This window comes from Pseudomonas sp. H26/SER47-MNA-CIBAN-0231 (genome assembly GCF_040310465.1).
Taxonomy (GTDB): Bacteria; Pseudomonadota; Gammaproteobacteria; order Pseudomonadales; family Pseudomonadaceae; genus Aquipseudomonas; species Aquipseudomonas atacamensis.
This window is the reverse complement of sequence record NZ_JBEOPW010000001.1, coordinates 311,819-331,608: the sequence shown is the minus strand read 5'-3', so window position 1 is coordinate 331,608 and position 19,790 is coordinate 311,819. Positions and strand designations below refer to the sequence as shown.

The 19,790-nt window shown below is 59.5% G+C and carries 24 protein-coding genes; 14 read left to right on the top strand and 10 right to left on the bottom strand.

All coding sequences use genetic code 11. The features are described from left to right. Positions 1 to 24: 24 nt before the first annotated feature. Positions 25 to 1,392: an MFS transporter gene (locus tag AAEZ10_RS01590; protein WP_073471159.1), complete on the bottom strand. Its 1,368-nt coding sequence runs from the start codon at positions 1,390 to 1,392 to the stop codon at positions 25 to 27. Between the two features lie 119 nt (positions 1,393 to 1,511). On the opposite strand from AAEZ10_RS01590, the gene AAEZ10_RS01585 reads away from it, so the two are divergent. Beyond that, positions 1,512 to 2,411: a LysR family transcriptional regulator gene (locus AAEZ10_RS01585; RefSeq protein WP_073471160.1), complete on the top strand. Its 900-nt coding sequence runs from the start codon at positions 1,512 to 1,514 to the stop codon at positions 2,409 to 2,411. 104 nt (positions 2,412 to 2,515) lie between these two features. Here AAEZ10_RS01585 and AAEZ10_RS01580 read toward each other — a convergent pair whose 3' ends face one another. After that, positions 2,516 to 3,160, bottom strand: a complete 645-nt coding sequence (locus AAEZ10_RS01580; RefSeq protein ID WP_350567187.1) for a DUF6338 family protein — start codon at positions 3,158 to 3,160, stop codon at positions 2,516 to 2,518. 189 nt (positions 3,161 to 3,349) lie between these two features. Next, positions 3,350 to 3,685 carry a hypothetical protein gene (locus AAEZ10_RS01575; RefSeq protein ID WP_024013232.1) on the bottom strand — a complete coding sequence of 112 codons (336 nt, stop codon included), beginning with the start codon at positions 3,683 to 3,685 and terminating at the stop codon, positions 3,350 to 3,352. A 184-nt stretch (positions 3,686 to 3,869) separates the two neighbouring features. Here AAEZ10_RS01575 and AAEZ10_RS01570 point away from each other — a divergent pair, with 184 nt between their 5' ends. Beyond that, positions 3,870 to 4,109 (top strand): hypothetical protein, encoded by a 240-nt coding sequence (locus AAEZ10_RS01570; RefSeq protein ID WP_051600740.1) that lies wholly within the window; start codon positions 3,870 to 3,872, stop codon positions 4,107 to 4,109. A 56-nt stretch (positions 4,110 to 4,165) separates the two neighbouring features. Here the strand turns inward: AAEZ10_RS01570 and AAEZ10_RS01565 are convergent, their stop codons facing one another. Continuing rightward, positions 4,166 to 4,363, bottom strand: coding sequence for a hypothetical protein (locus AAEZ10_RS01565; RefSeq protein ID WP_024013234.1), 198 nt, complete (start codon positions 4,361 to 4,363; stop codon positions 4,166 to 4,168). 218 nt (positions 4,364 to 4,581) lie between these two features. On the opposite strand from AAEZ10_RS01565, the gene AAEZ10_RS01560 reads away from it, so the two are divergent. Beyond that, the gene (locus tag AAEZ10_RS01560; protein WP_051600742.1) at positions 4,582 to 4,944 is read left to right on the top strand and encodes an NUDIX hydrolase; all 363 of its coding nucleotides are present in this window, start codon (positions 4,582 to 4,584) and stop codon (positions 4,942 to 4,944) included. A 3-nt stretch (positions 4,945 to 4,947) separates the two neighbouring features. Here AAEZ10_RS01560 and AAEZ10_RS01555 read toward each other — a convergent pair whose 3' ends face one another. Both AAEZ10_RS01555 and AAEZ10_RS01550 read right to left on the bottom strand, forming a co-directional pair. Next, positions 4,948 to 5,190 carry a DUF1652 domain-containing protein gene (locus AAEZ10_RS01555; RefSeq protein ID WP_016775073.1) on the bottom strand — a complete coding sequence of 81 codons (243 nt, stop codon included), beginning with the start codon at positions 5,188 to 5,190 and terminating at the stop codon, positions 4,948 to 4,950. Positions 5,191 to 5,294: 104 nt separating this feature from the next. After that, positions 5,295 to 6,194, bottom strand: coding sequence for a polysaccharide deacetylase family protein (locus tag AAEZ10_RS01550; protein WP_339101432.1), 900 nt, complete (start codon positions 6,192 to 6,194; stop codon positions 5,295 to 5,297). A 197-nt stretch (positions 6,195 to 6,391) separates the two neighbouring features. Between AAEZ10_RS01550 and AAEZ10_RS01545 the strand changes: the two genes are divergently transcribed. After that, positions 6,392 to 7,072, top strand: coding sequence for an SOS response-associated peptidase (locus tag AAEZ10_RS01545; protein ID WP_122747731.1), 681 nt, complete (start codon positions 6,392 to 6,394; stop codon positions 7,070 to 7,072). A 263-nt stretch (positions 7,073 to 7,335) separates the two neighbouring features. Next, the gene (locus tag AAEZ10_RS01540; RefSeq protein ID WP_016775076.1) at positions 7,336 to 7,608 is read left to right on the top strand and encodes a hypothetical protein; all 273 of its coding nucleotides are present in this window, start codon (positions 7,336 to 7,338) and stop codon (positions 7,606 to 7,608) included. A gap of 44 nt (positions 7,609 to 7,652) precedes the next feature. On the opposite strand, the gene AAEZ10_RS01535 is transcribed toward AAEZ10_RS01540, so the two are convergent. Then, positions 7,653 to 7,796: a hypothetical protein gene (locus AAEZ10_RS01535; RefSeq protein ID WP_024013238.1), complete on the bottom strand. Its 144-nt coding sequence runs from the start codon at positions 7,794 to 7,796 to the stop codon at positions 7,653 to 7,655. A gap of 129 nt (positions 7,797 to 7,925) precedes the next feature. Between AAEZ10_RS01535 and AAEZ10_RS01530 the strand changes: the two genes are divergently transcribed. Further along, on the top strand, positions 7,926 to 8,312 hold the full coding sequence (locus AAEZ10_RS01530) for a DUF2784 domain-containing protein (RefSeq protein ID WP_041480792.1): 387 nt from the start codon (positions 7,926 to 7,928) through the stop codon (positions 8,310 to 8,312). Here the strand turns inward: AAEZ10_RS01530 and AAEZ10_RS01525 are convergent. After that, positions 8,309 to 8,836 (bottom strand): DUF3087 domain-containing protein, encoded by a 528-nt coding sequence (locus tag AAEZ10_RS01525; protein WP_038860192.1) that lies wholly within the window; start codon positions 8,834 to 8,836, stop codon positions 8,309 to 8,311. The genes AAEZ10_RS01530 and AAEZ10_RS01525 overlap by 4 nt on opposite strands. A 222-nt stretch (positions 8,837 to 9,058) precedes the next feature. On the opposite strand from AAEZ10_RS01525, the gene ppnN reads away from it, so the two are divergent. Continuing rightward, the gene (ppnN, locus tag AAEZ10_RS01520; protein ID WP_073471165.1) at positions 9,059 to 10,432 is read left to right on the top strand and encodes a nucleotide 5'-monophosphate nucleosidase PpnN; all 1,374 of its coding nucleotides are present in this window, start codon (positions 9,059 to 9,061) and stop codon (positions 10,430 to 10,432) included. 66 nt (positions 10,433 to 10,498) lie between these two features. Here the strand turns inward: ppnN and AAEZ10_RS01515 are convergent, their stop codons facing one another. Together AAEZ10_RS01515 and AAEZ10_RS01510 are read right to left on the bottom strand one after the other, a co-directional pair. Further along, a complete protein-coding gene (locus AAEZ10_RS01515; protein WP_350567176.1) occupies positions 10,499 to 11,902 on the bottom strand; it encodes an FAD/NAD(P)-binding protein in 1,404 nt (467 codons plus the stop codon). Next, on the bottom strand, positions 11,903 to 12,466 hold the full coding sequence (locus AAEZ10_RS01510; protein ID WP_350567173.1) for a helix-turn-helix domain-containing protein: 564 nt from the start codon (positions 12,464 to 12,466) through the stop codon (positions 11,903 to 11,905). An 85-nt stretch (positions 12,467 to 12,551) separates the two neighbouring features. Between AAEZ10_RS01510 and AAEZ10_RS01505 the strand changes: the two genes are divergently transcribed. The 7 genes from AAEZ10_RS01505 to AAEZ10_RS01475 all read left to right on the top strand — a co-directional run bounded on the left by AAEZ10_RS01505 (position 12,552) and on the right by AAEZ10_RS01475 (position 19,782). Next, positions 12,552 to 13,487 (top strand): DMT family transporter, encoded by a 936-nt coding sequence (locus AAEZ10_RS01505; RefSeq protein ID WP_350567171.1) that lies wholly within the window; start codon positions 12,552 to 12,554, stop codon positions 13,485 to 13,487. A gap of 237 nt (positions 13,488 to 13,724) precedes the next feature. Further along, positions 13,725 to 16,643: a monovalent cation/H+ antiporter subunit A gene (locus tag AAEZ10_RS01500; protein WP_130929386.1), complete on the top strand. Its 2,919-nt coding sequence runs from the start codon at positions 13,725 to 13,727 to the stop codon at positions 16,641 to 16,643. After that, positions 16,643 to 16,987, top strand: a complete 345-nt coding sequence (locus AAEZ10_RS01495; RefSeq protein WP_016775082.1) for a Na+/H+ antiporter subunit C — start codon at positions 16,643 to 16,645, stop codon at positions 16,985 to 16,987. Before AAEZ10_RS01500 ends, AAEZ10_RS01495 begins: the two co-directional genes overlap by 1 nt. Continuing rightward, complete coding sequence (locus AAEZ10_RS01490; RefSeq protein WP_130929385.1) at positions 16,984 to 18,663, top strand: monovalent cation/H+ antiporter subunit D; 1,680 nt, start codon at positions 16,984 to 16,986, stop codon at positions 18,661 to 18,663. Before AAEZ10_RS01495 ends, AAEZ10_RS01490 begins: the two co-directional genes overlap by 4 nt. Next, positions 18,660 to 19,148 (top strand): Na+/H+ antiporter subunit E, encoded by a 489-nt coding sequence (locus tag AAEZ10_RS01485; protein WP_071172756.1) that lies wholly within the window; start codon positions 18,660 to 18,662, stop codon positions 19,146 to 19,148. Before AAEZ10_RS01490 ends, AAEZ10_RS01485 begins: the two co-directional genes overlap by 4 nt. Then, positions 19,145 to 19,423, top strand: coding sequence for a K+/H+ antiporter subunit F (locus AAEZ10_RS01480; RefSeq protein WP_071172757.1), 279 nt, complete (start codon positions 19,145 to 19,147; stop codon positions 19,421 to 19,423). The genes AAEZ10_RS01485 and AAEZ10_RS01480 overlap by 4 nt, the downstream gene beginning before the upstream one ends. Then, positions 19,420 to 19,782, top strand: a complete 363-nt coding sequence (locus tag AAEZ10_RS01475; protein WP_071172758.1) for a Na+/H+ antiporter subunit G — start codon at positions 19,420 to 19,422, stop codon at positions 19,780 to 19,782. The genes AAEZ10_RS01480 and AAEZ10_RS01475 overlap by 4 nt, the downstream gene beginning before the upstream one ends. Positions 19,783 to 19,790: the final 8 nt, after the last annotated feature.

Below are 19,790 nucleotides of genomic sequence, written 5' to 3'. Positions count from 1 at the left end.
GCTCCTGACAGATCAACAATCGATTCAGTGGCTCGCAGCCGGACGCGCCGGCGCCACAACGGCGGCTTCGTCACTTGGCTTTGCCGGGGTTTTATCTTTGGCGCCAGGCGCCGTGCGGGCGAAGAAGATCACCACGGCAGCGATCAGCGATGTCGCCGCCAGGCCATACAGGCCGCCCTCGATGGAGCCGGTGGTTTGTTCGAGAATGCCGAACGCGGTCGGTGCGACGAAACCGCCAAGGTTGCCGATGGAGTTGATCAGCGCGATCACCGCCGCAGCGATGCGCGCGTCCAGATAGCTTTGCGGAATCGGCCAGAACAGCGCCGATGCCGCTTTGAAACCGATAGCGGCGAAGCAGATGGCGACGAAGGCAAACACCGGCCCGCCGGTGGTCGACATGAACATACCGATGGCGGCGATCACCAGAGTCAGCGCGACCCAGGCCTGCTGGAATTTCCACTTGCCGGCCATTGCCGCGAAGCCGTACATGGCGACAATCGAAATGATCCACGGAATCGAATTGAGCAGTCCGACCTGGAAATCTCCGAGGTTACCCATCTTCTTGATCATGCTCGGCAACCAGAACGTCGCGCCGTAAATGGTCAGGGCAATGGAAAAATAGATGAAGCAGAACAGCGCGATCTGCCGGTCAGCCAACAGCTTGAACATCGACGGCTTGGCGACTTGTACCGCTTCGCGAGCGCGCTGCTCCTCGGCAATCGCCGCGACCAGCGCGTCTCGCTCTTCCTCGCTCAGCCACTTGGCTTGACGCGGGTGCGATTGCAGCCAGAACCAGACGAAAGCACACAACACTACCGACGCTGCGCCTTCGATCAGAAACATCCACTGCCAGCCGTGCATGCCCAGTCCGCTGATATGCAACAGCGCACCGGACACCGGGCCGGAAATCACCGAGGCAATCGCTGAGCCGCTGAGAAACACCGCCATGGTTTTGCCGCGCTCGGACGCTGGCAGCCATTGGGTGAAGTAATAAATGATCCCCGGGAAAAACCCGGCCTCGGCCGCACCGAGAATAAAGCGCAGCACGTAGAAACTGGTTTCGCCCTGAACAAACGCCATGGCCATGGCCGCAGCGCCCCAGGTAAACATGATCCGCGTCAGCCAGACCCGCGCGCCGTAGCGCTGCAACAGCATGTTCGACGGCACTTCGAACAGCGCATAACCGATAAAAAACAGTCCGGCGCCAAGTCCATAAGCTGCTGCGCCGATACCCAGATCAGTTTCCAGATGACTGCGCACGAAACCGATATTGACCCGGTCGATGTAGTTGACGATGAACATCACCACGAATAGCGGCAGTACGTGGCGTTTGACCTTGGCGGCGGCGCGGGCGAGCACCGTGATGTCCGGCGGACTCTGCAAAGTTTTCAAGGGGCGACTCCCGATCTTGTTTTTTTAGGGATGACTTGAAGCGATGAGCCGATCATGGACGTCGCGCATTGATCCCGTCTAATCTAAACAGGCATTCGATTGATACCCGGATTAGATCAATGTTCGAGCTCACCCAACTGCGCTGTTTCACCACGGTCGCCACCGAACTCAACTTTCGCCGCGCCGCCGAGCGCCTGAACATGACCCAGCCGCCACTGAGTCGGCAGATTCAGCTGCTGGAGCATCACCTTGGCGTCGAATTGTTTACCCGCAGCACCCGAAGCGTTGCGCTGACGGCGGCGGGCCGGGCGTTTTTCGTTGAGGCGCAGAATCTGCTGGAGCGCGCCCAGCAAGCAGCGATCACCGCACGCCGGTTTGCCGAGGGCGACATTGGCTCGGTGAACATCGCGTTCGTCGGCAGCGCGGTATATGAATTTCTGCCCAAGGTGATCGCCGAAGCGCGACTTAAACAGCCTCAGGTGAAAATCGATCTGGCAGAGATGAATACCTATCAGCAGCACGAGGCCTTGCGCGCTCGTCGTATCGACCTGGGCATTGCCCGCGCGCCATTGCAGGAACCGGGCTATGCCACCGAATGCCTGGTGCGCGAACCGTTTGTGCTGGCGGTGCCGAACGGGCATCGGTTGGCCAATGCAGCTGAGGTATCAGTGGCTGATCTGGATAAACAACCGTTTCTGATGTACTCCCATGAAGCCTACCCGCCGTTCAACGAACTGTTGACCGGCACGCTGCGCTCAGCGCGGGTGGCGCCGGATTACGTGCAGTGGCTGGGCTCGTCGCTGACGATTCTGGCGCTGGTCAACGCTGGCATGGGTCTGGCGCTGGTACCACGTTGCGCGACCAGCGTGGTGTTCAGGAATGTGGTATTTCGCGAGATCGATCTGGGCGAAGGGGTGCAAAGCGAACTGCATCTGATCTGGCGGGAGAACAATGACAACCCGGCGTTCGCGATGTTGCTGGAGGCGATTCGCCGGGCGGTGGTGCAGGGTTGGGGCTGAAGAAGTTTATCGTCTAGACCGTGGTTTCAGAGGCGGCGGCGCACTGGGGCCTTTGATCAAGGGCACGTCCAGCATTTTTCCGTCCGGCCCGACAAAGAGTCGCTCTAAATGCTTTGGCATGGGTTGTGGTGCTCTGGCAGTTGGCATGCTGATCCCTCTGATACTGGGCTGAACTCGACCCATTTGACTTTCGCGGAATCTATCAACAAAAACTCCGCGCCAATAGATGCAGGTTGGCCATCATCCGTGAGCCAACGCGGATATTTCATGACGAACTGACCATTGGATGATTCCCGTGGCCACTCGACTGGCCAGCCAAACACGCGCCTTTCATCGTTCAAATGCAGAGTTATGAATCGCTCATGTTGGGCGAAAGCGCAAAACCATTCACTGGGGAAAGAAGATTGTTTCGTGACGTTTCGCTTACGTAACCAGCCGTGCAATTTGTCACTCGTAGCCAGGTAACAGGCAAACAAACCCAGCATCAGCGAAAACACAAATGCCCAGAGCGTTTGCGCCCGATCATCCCAGTTTCCTAATGAAAAACCCTTCGAGCCAATCCACAAACATAGATTGCCCACCGCCAACACCGCGCCCTGAATCACAAATGTGAATATCAGCGCCTGCACGATCTGGCCGAACGTATCCGGTCGCTTGAATGCCGTAAGTGAATAGAAGATCCAGGTCGATAGAAAACCTGGGATGAGATACTGCAACAGCGGAATGATGTCCTTGACCAGATCATCCATGATCCGAGACTCCTTTCAGTCATGCCGATCCCGTCACGGGCCGACATTCAAAGCCTAGTCAAGGATCCTGCTGCGCCTCGCGGGCAACTGTCACAGCTCATTGCGAGCGTTTGATTGGAGTCTCCATCCAATGAAAAAAGGCAGACACCGAACTTCGGTGTCTGCCTTTTTTGAGATCCGGGCGCCCGGTTACAGGCAGTCACGCACCGATTGCCGCAGCGATCCGGACTTGGCCCAAGGCGGCCCTTGGTAGAGGGACACCTTGCTGCCGTCCTTGTATTTGACGATATCGAGAATCTCATCCGCCGTGATAATGCTCGGCGCGGTAATCCGGTAGCCGTTGGAAATCGACGTCTGCGAAGTCTTGGCCACGTCCTTCTGCCACAACGGTAACAAACACGCGGCATATTCCTTGGGAGGCTTGTCACTGGTCTTGCTGAGGTTTGGCTCGCCCGGCACCAGCGATGCTGGTAACGAGCAACCCGTCAACAGGGCCAGTGCCAAAGTGCCGATCCATACGCGCATGCTGTTTACCTGTTCCGAAAAAACGTGAATGTACCGTTTAACGGCGTGCACATCCATCGTGGCACCCCGCCGTTACCGGGGTTTGGACAATTTTTTACATCGGTTCAGCCGGGCGTCAGATGGCCTGGCCCCATGTGGAAAAATGCGACTACTCTTTTCTACCGAGAATGTTCTGGAGGTGATCATGCGGCTCAATGAATACGAACACGAACTTCAACGGGATTTGCAAAGCGTGGCGTCGGACCTGAGGTGGTCGGCGGTCGACCTCAAGCGCATTGCCGAACAATTGCGCAAATCAGGTAACGAGGCAGACGCCCAAACTGTGTTGCGGTCTTGCGAAATCCTGCAAAACGACGAAGAGAGATTGCAGATCTATGCCAAGGAGGTAAAAGCCCGGACCATCAGCCGAATCAAGGTGCACTGACTCCTGATCCAAACAAGAAGCCCCGGTCGAAACCGGGGCTCTTTCGTTATAACGCGTCAACTCACGTTCTGGCTTTGCACCCGCTTGGCGCGTTGCTTGTAACCAGGAAGCGCCGCCGCATAGGCCATCGCCTCCTCTCTGCTGGTGAATGACGCCAACCGGTCGCCCTGAGTGCAAACCCGCCATGGGCCGTTGTTGACGCTGAGCACGTCATAACCGTTCATGTGCAGCTTGTTCAGCATTGGAATGCTCATGAGCACCTCCATTTCGTCAACGGTGTTTTCGGTGTACGGACTTACCTTACACCCGCTCCCCGCTTCGGTGTAAACCGGATTCACCCTGGCACATGTCAATTCACTGGCACTTTTTGCTACGCAAATGGCTCCGAATCAAGAGGGAACCTTTAAATCCGCTTGCGGCTCGAATATTGCAGATTGATTACAGATTTATGACAAGCATCAACAGGGCAATCATGAAAGTACGCGCCACCGTCATTTGCGAACAGGATCGCCATATCCTCCTGGTGCGCAAACCCCGCCATCACTGGTCATTGCCCGGCGGCAAGGTCGAACCCGGGGAAACCCGTGCGGCGGCAGCCGTGCGCGAGTTGCAGGAGGAAACCGGGCTCAATGCGGAGGACGTCCTGTACCTGATGGATTTTCAGGCGGGCAGTACGCGGCATCATGTGTACGAGGCTTCGGTGGTCAACCTCGACGACGTGCGCCCGCAGAACGAAATCGTCGATTGCATCTGGTACCCGCTCGATGCCGTGCACAATCTTGAAACCAATGACGCGACGAGGCGCATCGTGCAGGCCTTTCAGCGCCGTTTATGAAAATCAGCCTGCGAACGCCCGGCGACCGGCGCTGATTTCCGTGCGCAACTCACCGATGAAATTGGAAATATCGCGAATCGTCACCAGATGCTCGGGAGAAACGCCGTCAAGCAACAACTCGACACGCCCACTGCCCGGCTCATACACCTTGATCCGCAACAGACCTTGTCCGGTCGGTGTGCAATCACACTTGAACGTGGGGAAGCCTGACTCGACGATCCGGCAAATATCGGCAATGGCAAGCATGGACGGGCGCCTCGCAGGCGGAGAATCGATCCATCGAGCATAGACCCACGGTGTGTTTATTGCCCGCCGGGAATGCCAAGCCGATCACAACTCACTCATGCCATTCAATGCGCGTCGTGATCCCAGATCCAGTTCCACATTCCGGGCAGATTCACCGGCTCAGCGCTTTGCTGAACCGTACGCGCCAACGCAGCTTTTTCCAGTGCGGCCTGATTGTCGTAGAACGGCTTGTCCGCCAGTCTGACCCCGGTCGCCGCCGCGCTATCGAGCAGAATCTGCAGATATTCGCGAGTGTGGCGCGCGGTGTAGCGATTGAGGTCATGGAACGTCACCACGACCGGGATCACGCCATCCACAGTCGGCAATTGACCCACGGCGATGCGCTCGCGCACTTCCGATAACTGTCGCAGCATATTCGCCCGACGCCGAGGGCTGGCGTTGAAGCCCCAGATCTTGCCGTCGTTGGCACTCATGTCCGTGAGCAAGACATGCAAGCCGTGTTTTTGATAGGCCGCAAATGTGCGCTTGTCGTAGTTCCAGAACGGTGGGCGCAACAGCTTGGGCTGCGCCCCGGTGATAGCGGCGATGTCAGCGCTGCCGTCGGTCAGCGATTGCTCCAGTTCCTGCGGATCGAGCGAGCGATGGTTGGTGTGCCAGTGGGTTGCAGTGTGAAAGGCGAGAATATGTCCCTCGGCGTGTTCACGACGCATCAGGCTGCGACCGATCTCGCTGTTGCCTGCCCTGGGTGCTCGGGTCTGCACGAAAAACACGGCTTTGATATTTGCCTGCAGCGGATTGCTTTTGAGGCTGTCGAGCACCGTCGCCGTGGGATTCCACAACCCTGAAGCGCTGGGGCCATCGTCGAACGTCAGGAGAAAACGTACGGGGGCCTGGGCCATCAGGCGCGTTTCGGTTTGCGTGGTCATGTCGATCGGCGCGGCGATGCAACCGGCCAGACCGAGCGCGATGAGCGCAACACAAAGAAATTTGCATCCGGATGTCATGTCTTGCCCTGAGGCCGAGGCCGTCGTGTTGTCGAATGGCAAAACTCCCTCGCCTTTGTCCATCCCTGCGCGGCTATCCGCGAGCGCAGGTTGGATAAGGTACACAGGGTTTGGTTCCGGTGCTGCTTTCAGTGCGTCATCGGCCGGCACATCGGCTGGTCCGACTAGACTCAAATTTCCTCAAGGAGATTTCATCCATGTGCGGAAGACTCACGCAGTACCGGGGGATTCACGATTTCGTTGCGGTGCTGAGCATCCCCGATGCGTTGATCAATCACGTCGGCGATGCGCCACTGGATCGCTACAACGCAGCGCCCACCACTGCGCTGGCGGTTCTGCATCAGCACGAACAGGCCATTCATGCCGACAATCTGCGCTGGGGCTGGCGCCCGCATTGGGCCAAAAATCGTGCCCCACCTATCAACGCTCGGGTAGAGAAAGTCGCCCACGGCGCGTTCTTCCGGGCGATCTGGCGGCAGCGGCTGATCGTGCCGGTCGACAATTGGTTTGAGTGGGTTGATAGCGGGGAAAAATCCCGACAGCCCTGGTTGATTCGTCGGGCGGATCAGGCTCCGGTCTTCTGTGCCGGTATCGGCCAGTTTCCGGCACCGGGGGTTGCGCCGAGGGAGGACGACGGGTTCGTCATCATCACCGCTGACAGCCTGGGCGGCCTGCTCGATATTCACGATCGGCGCCCAGTGGTCTTCGATTCGGCGCGAGCTCGGGAATGGCTTGATCCGGCTACGCCACTGGAACGCGCCGAGCAGATGCTGCTGTTTGAAGGCGAGCCCAGTGAGGCCTTCGAATGGTACAAAGTCGGCAAAGCGGTCGGCAATACGCGTAATCAGGGTGCGCAATTGATAGAACGAGTCGACTAAATAATCCGGCCATTCTTGCGTTAATCAAGCAACGCCGCCACTGAGTCCCCTGCGTTACAAAAAGTGTTTCAACCGCGATACATCCCCCGTAAAACAGCCGTTTGAGCGAATCAACCGCCTGTCAGACATTTCGACAGTCATACATACATTTTCCCGCGCTGCGGATAGCATGCGCGCCGCCTTTCCGATTGGTATACCAGTTGACCAAAGAGTCAAAGAAATCAGGAATCCATCAACAACTTTCAAGCCTTGCAGAGAAATAAGTGAGCGACGATTTTGCAATCAAACAGGTCAGCGGCCTGAAGTGTGTCCATCTGTCCAAGACAGAACGCCTGGAACTCGACTGTTTTATCGGCCATTACATCAAGACCCGAAACCTGCACAGCGTGCCCGATATCGAACGCACCCTGCGCAGCACCCTCGAGGGTTATCCCGGCCATCCGCCGGTGATGGTCAATGAGCTCAATGCGTGGATCGATCGAACGTTGGGGTATCGCGCGACCTACCCGGATTTCACGCAGCTGGCAGACCTCTGAAACGCGAAGAGCCCCGCTGCTGCGGGGCTCTTCGTATGCATTGTTCAAGGTTTCAGCGGACGCTCCTGATCGCGGTCCGACAGCTCGCGGCTGTCATCGTGCTTCCAGGTTTTTTCCTGCCTCTTTTGCCGCTCGATTTCTTCTTCTGTTGGCTCATCATCTTCCGCACGCGTTTGCTCAGTTGCCATGTGCACCTCCCCTCAGAACAGTTGATGATCGTTAAAGGGTAGAACACTTTTGCGCGCCCGAATTCACCAAGGAATTTTGTCCCGCGCGGCGTACCATAGCGCCATCCACCCTTACGTCAGGAAGACGCCATGCTCTACCGAATCGCCGCCGACGGGCTGGTGCTGTTTCACTTGTGTTTCATCTTGTTCGTGCTGTTCGGCGGGCTGCTGGTGCTGCGCTGGCCACGATTGATGTGGTTGCACTTGCCCGCGGCCGCATGGGGCGTGGCGGTCGAGGTATTGCACCTGACCTGTCCGTTGACCTACTGGGAAAACCTCATGCGCCACGCGGCCGGGCAGACCGAATACGCCGGCGGCTTCATTGAGCATTACATCTGGCCGATCATCTACCCGGCCGGTCTGACGCCGCAGATTCAACTGGCCCTCGGCAGCGTGGTGCTGGCGGTCAACCTGTTGGTGTACGCACGACTGCTGCGCTCATGGAAACTGCGCCGGGCCCGGCGCATTCCGTTTTAACGCGAGGCCGGTTTCAACGTTTCCAGCCACTGCGGATCGAAGCGTGGCTGGTCAGAATCAAGTCCCTGCGCCTGCATCCGCGCCTTGTGCTGTTCGACTTCGTCACGCAGTTGTCCGTGATCGCTGGAGTTGCCGTCCAGCTCATGCATTTGCAGCAATCCGAGGTGATAGAAACGCAACACCTTCATCGCCGTCGGATCGTTGTTCTGCACCGCCGCTGTCACCTGATGCATGACATTGGTGATGCTCATCAGATTGCGCTTGAGGCGCCAGCTGTACACCGCCGGGGCCATCCAGGTCTGATGCCAGAAACGCCCGCGCAACAGCGCCGCCGTCAGCAGAAACGCCACGAATACGCCGCCGACATTGAAACGCAGGTTATCCCCGTCGGGTTCACCGAACACTGCCACCGCAACCGACGAAAACAGCATGGCCAGCAGCAGAAACAGCACGGCGATGATGATCGTGCTGCGGCGGGTCTGCTGACGAAAGGTAGCGGGGTCCATCGGCTGAATCTCGAACATCGAAAATGACTTCCTTGAGTGGCAAAACGCGCAACGGAAAAAACTCGCCAGCGCATTATCGCATCGCACCGGGTTTTAGCTATGCTGGGGCTCCTTTTCATCTTTTCAAAGTCCAACGGGACATGGCGGTATAACGCAGATCGTGCCATCTTCATTCATGGATACACACTATTCGGATGCCATCCGCTGCGTTGTGGATGACATCGTTTTAAGGATCACTGCATGACCCAACGACACGTAATCAATGCCTCGGTCAGTCCGAAAGGCAGTCTGGAAACCCTTTCTCAACGTGAAGTCCAGCAACTGAGCGAAGCCGGATCCGGCAGCACCTATACCCTCTTCCGCCAGTGCGCCCTGGCCATCCTCAACACCGGCGCGCATGTCGACAATGCCAAGACCATCCTCGAAGCCTACAAGGACTTCGAAATCCGCATTCACCAACAGGATCGCGGTGTACGCCTGGAGCTGCTGAACGCTCCGGCTGACGCGTTCGTCGACGGCGAGATGATCGCCAGCACCCGCGAAATGCTCTTCAGCGCCCTGCGCGATATTGTCTACACCGAGAACGAACTCGACAGCCAGCGCATCGACCTGAGCAATTCCCAAGGCATCAGCGACTACGTGTTCCATCTGCTGCGCAACGCGCGCACCCTGCGCCCGGGCGTCGAGCCGAAAATCGTGGTGTGCTGGGGCGGTCACTCGATCAACACCGAAGAATACAAATACACCAAGAAAGTCGGCCACGAACTGGGCTTGCGCAGCCTCGACATCTGCACCGGTTGCGGCCCTGGCGTGATGAAAGGTCCGATGAAAGGCGCGACCATTGCCCATGCCAAACAGCGCATTCACGGCGGTCGCTACCTCGGCCTGACCGAGCCAGGCATCATCGCCGCCGAAGCGCCGAACCCGATCGTCAATGAGCTGGTGATCCTGCCGGACATCGAAAAACGTCTGGAAGCCTTCGTCCGTGTCGGCCACGGCATCATCATTTTCCCGGGCGGCGCCGGTACGGCCGAAGAGTTCCTGTACCTGCTCGGCATCCTCATGCACCCGGACAACGCAGGCCTGCCCTTCCCGGTCATCCTCACCGGGCCGAAGCATGCCGCGCCGTATCTGGAACAGCTGGATGCGTTCGTCATCGCGACCCTCGGCGAAGCAGCGAAGCAGCATTACGAGATCATCATCGATGACCCGGCCGAAGTGGCGCGGCAGATGACTCAAGGCCTGAAAGCGGTGAAGCAGTTCCGCCGCGAGCGTAACGATGCGTTCCATTTCAACTGGCTGTTGAAGATCGATGAGGGCTTCCAGCGTCCGTTCGATCCGACCCACGAAAACATGGCCAACCTGAAACTGCACCGCGACCAACCACCGCACGAACTGGCCGCCAACCTGCGCCGGGCGTTTTCCGGGATCGTCGCCGGTAACGTCAAGGACAAAGGCATTCGCCTGATCGAAGAGCACGGGCCGTATCAGATCCGTGGCGATGCGGCGATCATGCAGCCGCTTGATGCACTGCTCAAGGCCTTCGTCGCCCAGCACCGGATGAAGTTGCCGGGTGGCGCGGCGTATGTGCCGTGCTATCGCGTCGTCGCGTAATTTCAAGTCGTAACGCACACCCAATGTGGGAGCGAGCCTGCTCGCGAAGAAGCCCGAAAGAACACATCAATCTTTCGGGCTATCTACCAACCGCCGAGCCAACGCTTTAGCCTGCGCAGCGACGTCCGTCACCGCCGTACTTTCCCACCACATCCCGCGCAACGGCGGGCCCATGGCGAACAACCGAGCACTTACATGCCCTTCGGCATCTACCACTGCGCCGTCATTTGCTGTGATCCCCAGCGCCAGCGGCCCCGGCTGCACCAGCCCCCGCGCCAGCAATTGCTGCGGCAACGGTCGTGCGACTCGCCGCCAGTCGTATTCAATACCGCTGGAGTTGATCAGCGCCGCACCACTCACAGTAGATGTTTCAGTCTCACCCCGAGGACGGATGCGAATGGCCACAGCATCGCCCGCGCCGGGCTCAATACCCTTGAACGACGCTGCATGAATGCGCAAGCGCCCGTCCTTGTGCAGCCGTTCGATCAACTCGGCACTCAGTGGCGGCGAACGATGGTGATGACTCTCCCACCATGGCCGTACATGCCGTACGAATTGTCGACGCTGCACGTCAGTCGCCTGACTCCACAACCGCGCGATATGCGCGCGAACCGTATCCAGCGGCGCCTGCCAGTCGATGCCTTGGTCGATTGCGTCGCGACAATGTCGACGCAACTCGCGCACCAACTCGCGTGGCGTGCGGATGCTGTGATCTGCTGCCAGAAAATCCACCCAGGCCGGCGGTTGACGGCGTACGTGGGGCAGCAGGCCATGCCGGGAGAACACCTCGATCGGCCCGCGATGGCCGGCCTGCTCCAGCGACACCACGGCATCGACCATGGTCAGACCGGAGCCGATGATCAGCACGGTGGACTGCGGGTCGAGTTCGCGCATGGCCGCCACATCCCAGGGATCGAGCGCTGCGGCGTTAAGGCCACTGGATTGCGTCTGCGGCGTGCGGGCGGCGGGAAACATGCCGGTGGCCAGCACTGCCAGCGATCCACGCAGAGTCTGGCCATCGCTCAAGGTGAGCTGCACTGAACCAGCATTAACTTGAAGGTCGACGGCTTCAGCACAAATATGTTCAACGGTCGAACCTTGCAGAGCCCCCACTGCCCTGGCTTCGGCCAGACGCTGTTGCACATAGACCCCGAACAGGCCACGCGGCGGAAACAGCTCACTGACCGGCACGTCCTGCTCGGCAGATTCCGGCCAGCCGCCGCCGGCAATATGCGCGGTCAACCACTGCGTCAGATCATCAGGATTATCCGGGTCGACGCTCATCCGCGCCGCGTTGCCGTTCAGCGTATGTCCCAACTCGACTGCGCTGTAAGCCTCACCACGTCCCAGTTCAGCGCGAGGCTCGATGATGAGAATCTTTCGTTGCCCCGGCAGGCGGAGCAATTGCACTGTCAGCATCGTGCCGCTGAGGCCGCCGCCGATGATCAGGATGTCCGCAGGCTGCTCCATTCAGATCACCACATTACGCACGAACCGCGCAGCCACATCGCCATCGTTGCGGTAGGCATGCGGTTGATTGCTGGCGAACATGAAAAACTCTCCTTTATTGATGTGCTGCGCTTGATCGCCGAGCATCAGTGTCAGGCAACCCTCAAATACGTAGATCTGCTCGCTCCAGGCATCGGCATCCGGTTGCGACGGGTAGACCTCGCCCGGTTGCAGGCACCACTCCCATTGCTCGACTTCGCGGCTCGCGGTGGCTTTGGACAGTAGCACGGCTCTGCTGCCGGGAATCGTGCCCGCCCAGGCAACCTCATTGATCCGGCTCGGATCGCGCGCATCGTGCGCCTGGATCAGATCGCTGAACGCAACGTCGAGCGCTTCGGCGACGCGATCAAGCGTGGTCAGGCTGACATTTTTTTCGCCTGCCTCGATTGCTACCAGCATCCGTCGGCTCACCCCGGATTTTTCCGCCAGTGCGGTCTGGCTCATATCCGCAGCATGGCGCAGGCGTCGAACGTTCTGGCTGACGTGTTGCAGCACGGAGGCTCGCTGAGTCAAATCTTTGTGCACTATATTGCTCACTCGGTGGGGTTGGGCAGTATACTGCGCAACGTTGGCGGCATTGTGCGGCCTCCCTTTTAATGTGCGCAAGGTCATGATGTCGCCAAACAATTCTGCGTCCCCAATCCGCTTCTCCTGCTTCAGCAAAGCCGAGTGCGTGCTGGTGCTGATTACCATGATCTGGGGCGGCACGTTTCTGATTGTGCAACATGCCATGACGGTCAGTGGCCCGATGTTTTTCGTCGGCCTGCGCTTCGCCGCAGCGGCGGCGATGGTCGCGATGTTTTCCTGGCGGCACCTGCGCGAGTTGACCTTGTTCGAAGTGAAGGCCGGGTCATTCATCGGCGTGGCGATCATGCTTGGTTATGGCCTGCAGACGGTCGGGTTGCAAAGCATTCCGAGCAGTCAGTCGGCGTTCATTACCGCGCTGTATGTACCGTTTGTGCCGCTGCTGCAATGGCTGGTACTGGGACGGCGTCCGGGGTTGATGCCAAGTATCGGCATCATGCTGGCGTTTACCGGATTGATGTTGTTGTCAGGCCCCTCGGGGGCAGCGCTGAATTTCAGTCCCGGAGAAATTGCGACATTGATCAGCGCCGTTGCGATTGCTGCTGAAATCATTTTGATCAGCACTTTCGCCGGGCAGGTGGATGTGCGGCGAGTGACGGTGGTGCAACTGGCGGTGACGGCGGTGTTGTCGTTCTTGCTGGTAGTCCCGACCGGTGAAGTGATACCGGAGTTTTCCTGGTTATTGCTGGCGACCGCTTTGGGCCTGGGCGCGGCGAGTGCAGCGATTCAGGTAGCGATGAACTGGGCACAAAAGAGTGTTTCGCCGACTCGGGCGACGTTGATCTATGCGGGTGAACCGGTGTGGGCCGGGATTGTCGGACGGATTGCCGGAGAGCGCTTGCCGGCAATTGCGCTGGTTGGGGCCGGGTTGATTGTTGCGGCGGTGATTATCAGTGAGCTGAAGACCAAGGGAAGGTCCACCGAGGCAGAAGCTGAGCTGGAGCGGGAAACGCAGGGGTGACCGGCAATCTCTTCTGGCTGCACCCATGCTTTCGCGAGCAAGCTCGCTCCCACCTTTTGAAATGCATTCCAGTATGGGAGCAAGTCTGCTCGCGAAGGCGCCGCACCTTCGTTGCCCTGAAACAACGCCAAACACAAAATTCCAGACTACTTTGTAGGATTCTGAGACATCCTCGCGTTTGGTGATCAGGGAGCTGGCACGTATGATGCTTCACAAACTTCCGCAGATTAGAAGCCTATGTCCCTGATAGTTCTACTGCTTCTGCCGTTCATTGGCAGCTGTCTGGCAGCGGTGCTGCCGCACAATGCGCGTAATGCCGAATCCCTGCTGGCGGGCCTGGTCGCTTTGATCGGTACCGTTCAGGTCGCGATGCTGTACCCGCAAATCGCCCACGGCGGCGTGATCCGCGAAGAATTCATGTGGTTGCCGAGTCTGGGGCTGAACTTCATTCTGCGCATGGACGGCTTCGCCTGGCTGTTCTCGATGCTGGTGCTGGGCATCGGCACACTTGTCTCCTTATATGCCCGTTACTACATGTCGCCGGACGACCCGGTGCCACGTTTTTTCGCGTTTTTTCTGGCGTTCATGGGCGCCATGCTTGGCCTGGTGATCTCCGGTAATCTGATTCAGATCGTGTTTTTCTGGGAGCTGACCAGCCTCTTCTCGTTTCTGCTGATCGGCTACTGGCACCACCGCGCCGATGCGCGGCGCGGTGCCTATATGGCGCTGATGGTCACCGGTGCCGGCGGGTTATGCCTGCTGGCGGGGGTCATGATTCTCGGCCATGTCGTCGGCAGCTATGACCTGGACAAGGTCCTGGCCGCCGGCGATCTGATTCGCGCACATGCCCTCTACCCTGTTCTTTTGCCACTCATCCTGATCGGCGCGCTGAGCAAAAGCGCGCAATTCCCGTTTCACTTCTGGCTGCCCCACGCGATGGCGGCACCGACGCCCGTCTCGGCCTATCTGCACTCGGCGACCATGGTCAAGGCCGGGGTTTTCCTTTTGGCACGTCTGTGGCCGTCGCTGTCCGGCAGTGAGGAATGGTTCTACATCGTCAGCGGAGCGGGCGCCTGCACTCTGTTGCTTGGCGCGTACTGCGCCATGTTCCAGAACGATCTCAAAGGTTTGCTGGCCTACTCGACCATCAGCCATCTGGGTCTGATCACTTTGCTCCTGGGCCTGAACAGTTCACTGGCCGCGGTGGCGGCGGTGTTTCACATTCTCAATCACGCGACGTTCAAAGCTTCGCTGTTCATGGCCGCCGGCATTATCGACCACGAAAGCGGCACCCGTGATATCCGCAAGCTCAGCGGTCTGATCAAACTGATTCCCTATACGGCAACACTGGCCATGGTCGCCAGTGCCTCAATGGCCGGCGTGCCGCTGCTCAACGGTTTCCTGTCGAAAGAGATGTTTTTCGCCGAAACCGTGTTCATCAACGCCACGGCGTGGGTCGAAACCAGTCTGCCGATCGTCGCGACCATCGCCGGCATGTTCAGCGTCGCCTACTCCCTGCGATTCACCGTCGACGTGTTCTTCGGCCCCACCGCCACTGACCTGCCACACACGCCGCACGAGCCGCCACGCTGGATGCGCGCCCCGGTCGAGTTGCTGGTCTTCACCTGTCTGCTGGTGGGGATTTTCCCGGCGCAGATCGTCGGGCCACTGCTCGCCGCTGCAGCGCTGCCCGTAGTTGGCGGGGAGTTGCCGGAATACAGCCTGGCCATCTGGCACGGCTTGAACGCGCCGATGATCATGAGCCTGATCGCCATGTCCGGCGGCATCATCCTCTATCTGCTGCTGCGCAAGCAGTTCAAGCTGGGCCGTTTCAAGTACCCGCCGCTGGTGGGCCGCTTCAACGGCAAGCGTTTGTTCGAGCGCAGTCTGGTCGTAATGATGCGCATCGCCCGGCGCGTCGAGCGGCGACTGGGCACCAAGCGCTTGCAGATGCAGTTGTTCCTGATGGTTTCGGCCGCCGTGCTCGCCGGTCTGATTCCGATGCTGCACAGCACGCTGACGTGGGGTGACCGGCCGAAAATCCCAGGATCCATTGTCTTCGTGACCCTGTGGCTGCTGGCGATCGCCTGTGCGCTTGGCGCCGCATGGCAGGCCAAATATCACCGTCTCGCCGCCCTGACCATGGTCAGCGTCTGTGGCCTGATGACCTGCGTGACCTTTGTCTGGTTCTCGGCGCCGGATCTGGCGCTGACACAACTGGCGGTCGAAGTGGTGACCACGGTGTTGATCCTGCTTGGCCTGCGCTGGTTGCCGCGACGCATCGAAGAAGTCTCACCACTGCCTAGCAGCCTGCGCAAGGCGCGTATTCGTCGTCTGCGCGACTTGCTGCTGTCGATTGCCGTCGGTGCGGGAATGGCGCTGTTGTCCTACGCCATGCTTACCCGGCAGACGCCGAACCATATTTCCTCGTTCTACCTCAGTCGCGCCCTGCCCGAAGGCGGCGGCAGCAACGTGGTCAACGTGATGCTGGTGGACTTCCGTGGTTTCGATACCCTCGGCGAAATCACCGTACTGGCCGCCGTGGCGCTCACCGTGTTCGCCCTGCTGCGGCGCTTCCGTCCGCCGAAGGAAAGCCTGCAATTGCCGGCGCAGCAACGTCTGCTCGCGCCCGACGTGGTCACCGATCTGGTCAACCCGCGTTCGGCCAGCGACACCGCGCTCGGTTTCATGATGGTCCCAGCGGTACTGGTACGACTGTTGCTGCCTGTCGCGCTGGTGGTGTCGTTTTATCTGTTCATGCGCGGGCACAATCAGCCGGGCGGCGGTTTTGTCGCCGGGCTGGTGATGTCGGTGGCCTTCATCCTGCAATACATGGTTGCCGGCACGCAGTGGGTCGAAGCACAAATGAGCCTGCGGCCATTGCGCTGGATGGGCACCGGGCTGCTGTTCGCCACTGCCACCGGTCTCGGTGCGCTGCTCGCCGGTTATCCGTTCCTGACCACTCACACCTGGCACATCAGCGTGCCGTTGCTCGGTGATATCCATATTGCCAGTGCGCTGTTCTTCGACGTCGGCGTGTACGCCGTGGTGGTCGGATCGACGTTGTTGATCCTCACCGCCCTCGCCCACCAATCGGTGCGCGGCCACAAGACGGCCTCGCTGCCCAAGTCCGTCGCCAGCAAAGGAGCCGTCTGATGGAAGAAGTCATCGCAATCGCCATCGGCATTCTTGCCGCGTCCGGGGTCTGGCTGATTCTGCGCCCGCGTACCTTTCAGGTCGTAATGGGCCTGTGCCTGTTGTCGTACGCGGTCAATCTTTTCATTTTCAGCATGGGCAGCCTGTTCATCGGCAAGGAACCGGTGATAAAGGACGGCGTGACCCAAGACTTGCTGCATTACACCGACCCGCTGCCCCAGGCGCTGGTACTGACGGCGATCGTCATCAGCTTCGCCATGACCGCACTGTTCCTCGTCGTATTGCTCGCCTCGCGCGGCTTGACCGGCACCGACCACGTCGACGGCCGGGAGCCTAAAGAATGATGGCGATGACTCACCTGATCGCCGCACCGATCCTGCTGCCGCTGCTGACGGCTGCGATCATGCTGATGCTTGGCGAAAAGCATCGGCCGCTGAAGGCGAAAATCAACCTGTTCTCCAGCCTCCTCGGCCTGTTCATTTCAGTGATGCTGCTGCAATGGACGCAGACCACCGGCGTACCCGGCTCCATCGGTGTATACCTGCCGGGCAACTGGCAGGCACCGTTCGGCATCGTTCTGGTGGTTGATCGCCTGTCGGCACTGATGCTGGTGCTGACCGGCATTATCGGCGTCAGCGCGTTGCTGTTTGCCATGGCCCGCTGGGACGGCGCCGGCTCAAGCTTTCACGCTCTGTTCCAGATCCAGCTGATGGGCCTGTATGGCGCGTTCCTGACGGCGGATCTGTTCAACCTGTTCGTGTTCTTCGAAGTGTTGCTCGCCGCGTCCTACGGCTTATTGCTGCACGGCTCAGGCCGAGCGCGGGTGTCGTCGGGGTTGCATTACATTTCGATCAACCTGCTGGCATCGTCACTGTTTTTGATCGGCGCTGCGTTGATCTACGGGGTGACCGGCACGCTGAACATGGCCGATCTGGCGATGAAGATCCCGCTGGTGCCGGAAGCCGACCGTGGCTTGCTGCACGCTGGGGCAGGGATTCTAGCGGTAGCGTTTCTGGCCAAGGCCGGCATGTGGCCGCTGAACTTCTGGCTGGTGCCGGCCTATTCCTCGGCCAGCGCGCCGGTGGCGGCAATGTTCGCGATCATGACCAAGGTCGGCGTCTACACCCTGCTGCGCTTGTGGACCCTGTTGTTTTCCGGCCAGGCCGGCGCCTCGGCATTCTTCGGCGGCGACTGGCTGATTTACGGCGGCATGGCGACCATGGCCTGCGCAGGGCTGGCGATTATTGCCGCGCAACGCCTGGAGCGCATGGCCAGCCTGAGCATTCTGGTGTCGGCGGGCATCCTGCTCTCGGCGATCGGCTTCGCCCAGCCGAACCTGATCGGCGCTGCGCTGTTCTATCTGGTCAGCTCGACCCTGGCGCTGAGCGCATTGTTCATGCTCGCCGAACTGATCGAGCGCTCGCGCTCGGCCAACGAAATTCCGCTGGAAGACGAAAGCGAACTGCTGCCGCGTCCACAGGAATCGCTGCAACCGCCCAAGGGCATCAACCTCGACGACGAGCAGAAAGCCGTGGTCGGCCAAGTCATCCCCTGGACCATGGCCTTTCTCGGTTTGAGCTTCATTGCCTGCGCGCTGTTGATCATCGGCATGCCACCGCTGTCCGGGTTCATCGGCAAGCTCAGCCTGATCGGGGCATTGCTCAACCCGTTGGGACTTGGCACTGCGGCGCCGCTGTCTCCCGGCGCATGGGGATTGCTGGCGCTGTTGATCCTGACCGGTCTGGCCTCCCTCATGGCCTTCTCGCGCCTCGGCATTCAGCGCTTCTGGACGCCGGAGGAGCGCCCGTCACCATTGCTGCGCAAACTCGAATGCGCGCCGATTTTCCTGCTGCTCGGGCTGAGCATTGCCCTTACGTTCAAGGCTGAACCGCTGCTGCGCTACACCCAGGCCACCGCCGATGCGCTGAACAATCCGCAGCAATATGTGTTCGCAGTTCTAGGCACTCGGGCGGTGCCGAGCCCGCAAGCCAGAGCCGACATGCTCGAGGTGCAGCCATGAATCGACTGTTCCCGGCTCCGTGGTTATCGCTGGCCCTGTGGATTCTGTGGCTGACCCTGAACCTGTCCGTCAGCCCGGGCAATCTGCTGCTCGGTGCCGCGCTGGGTTTCGCTGCGCCGCTGATGATGCGCAAATTGCGGCCGAAACGTGCGCGCATCCGCAATCCCATCGCCATCCTGCGTCTGTTCTTCCTGGTCGGCCGCGACGTGATCATGTCCAACCTGATCGTCGCCTGGGGCGTAGTCAACGCCGGACGCCGTCCGCCCAACTCATGCTTTATCAAGGTGCCTCTGGACTTGCGCGATGCCCATGGTCTGGCGGCACTGGCGATGATCTGCACCGTGGTGCCCGGTACCGTATGGTCGGAACTGGCGCTGGATCGCAGTGTGCTGTTGCTGCACGTCTGGGATCTGCACGACGAAGCGCAGTTCATCGAGCACTTCAAAAGCACTTACGAGCGACCGTTGATGGAGATTTTCGAATGAGCCCATTGCTGTCGAATGCGATTCTGCTGACGTTGTTTTTGTACTGCTTGGCAATGGCACTGACCCTGGTGCGCCTGTTCAAAGGCCCGTCAGCTCAGGATCGGGTACTGGCGCTGGATTACCTGTATATCGTCGCGATGCTGATGATGCTGACCCTGGGCATTCGTTACGCCAGTGATACCTACTTCGAAGCGGCGCTGCTGATCGCGCTGTTCGGCTTCGTCGGCTCGTTTGCCCTGGCGAAATTCCTGCTGCGTGGCGAGGTGATCGAATGAATGCCGAATTGTCTTTGTGGGTCGAGATTCCGGTGGCGGTGCTGCTGGTGCTCAGCGGCGTGTTTACCCTGCTGGGCGCAACCGGATTGCTGCGCATGAAGGATTACTTCCAGCGCATGCACCCTCCGGCGCTGGCCTCGACACTCGGTGCCTGGTGTGTGGCACTGGCGTCGATCATCTGCTTTTCGGCATTGAAATCCGCACCAGTGGTGCATGCCTGGTTGATTCCGGTCCTGTTGGCGATCACCGTGCCGGTGACCACCCTGCTGCTGGCGCGGGCGGCGTTGTTCCGCAAGCGGATGGCCGGGGATGATGTGCCGGCCGAGGTGAGCAGTCGTCAGACTGAAAGTGGTAACTGATGATTTTG